The sequence below is a fragment of the Salinivibrio sp. MA427 genome, assembly GCF_001996115.1.
Classification (GTDB): domain Bacteria; phylum Pseudomonadota; class Gammaproteobacteria; order Enterobacterales; family Vibrionaceae; genus Salinivibrio; species Salinivibrio costicola.
This window is the reverse complement of the sequence record NZ_MUFH01000505.1, coordinates 1-1,051: the sequence shown is the minus strand read 5'-3', so window position 1 is coordinate 1,051 and position 1,051 is coordinate 1. Positions and strand designations below refer to the sequence as shown.

Here is a 1,051-nt window from a genome sequence, read left to right as displayed (position 1 = left end):
ATCTATAGCTTCTTTATGGTGTGGTTTTTAAGTCGCCGTGTCCGTGCGCTCGAGAAAACAGCACATCAGTTTGCAGACGGTAATCTTACCGCACGTGCGTCCACGCGGAGCCACCAGCGTGTTGGGTCACTGAATCGCACCTTTAATCATATGGCCGATCGCATTGGTCATTTAGTTACGAGTAGCCGAGCATTAACCAATGCGGTGGCGCATGAATTGCGATCGCCGTTATTTCGAATTCTATGGCAAGCTGAATTGTTGGGAGAAAGCCAGTTAGATAGCAAGCAGCAAAAAAAAGTGGCGAGTATTATTGAAGACACTGATGAAATGACGTCACTGGTCGATGAGCTTCTGTATCTGGCCCGTGTTGATCATCCTAACACGCTATTTTCGCTGCAAACGCTCGATACGTCTGTGTGGATGAATGCACAATGGCCGCGTTGGCAAACGCTGAGCACTAAGTCCGTGAGTTTGGATGCACCACAAGATTTGCCCAGTGTTAAGGCCGACCCTCACCTGCTCAAGCGAGTGATCACAAACTTAATCGGTAATGCGGAGAAGTATGCGACCAGTCAAATAGCCGTGCGTGTCTATTGTGAGGACACTCAGCTGGTGATCGCGGTACACGATGATGGTGAGGGGGTCGAATCGTCACACTGGCCGTTTATTTTTGATGCCTTTTACAGTGCGGATCGTTCCCGCGATAAAAAGCGTTCCGGCTATGGTTTAGGGCTTGCGATCGTTAAACAAATTGTCACTCGTCACGGCGGCCATGTTGAGGTTGACCATAGTGATTTAGGTGGGGCGTGCTTTCGGGTGATTTTTCCCTGTTAACATAGATGTGGCACTGCCAGTATGACGTTGAGAGGGCGGTATTCGTCGCCAACGGGTATTTCGCGTATAATACCGCTCACATCGACAACATCAGGAGCATCATGAAACATCGTAACTTTGTCTTGATTGGCATGGCTATTGTTGCTGTGGCTATCACCATTTTGATCTCGCTTGGCATGGCTATTGTTGCTGTGGCTATCACCATTTTGATCTCGCT

The 1,051-nt window shown here is 48.7% G+C and carries 1 protein-coding gene; it reads left to right on the top strand.

What is annotated here, in order from left to right:
* The coding region (locus BZG79_RS15940) for an ATP-binding protein (RefSeq protein ID WP_199878104.1) at window positions 1-834 on the top strand (834 nt) is incomplete at its 5' end.
* Window positions 835-1,051 lie beyond the last annotated feature (217 nt).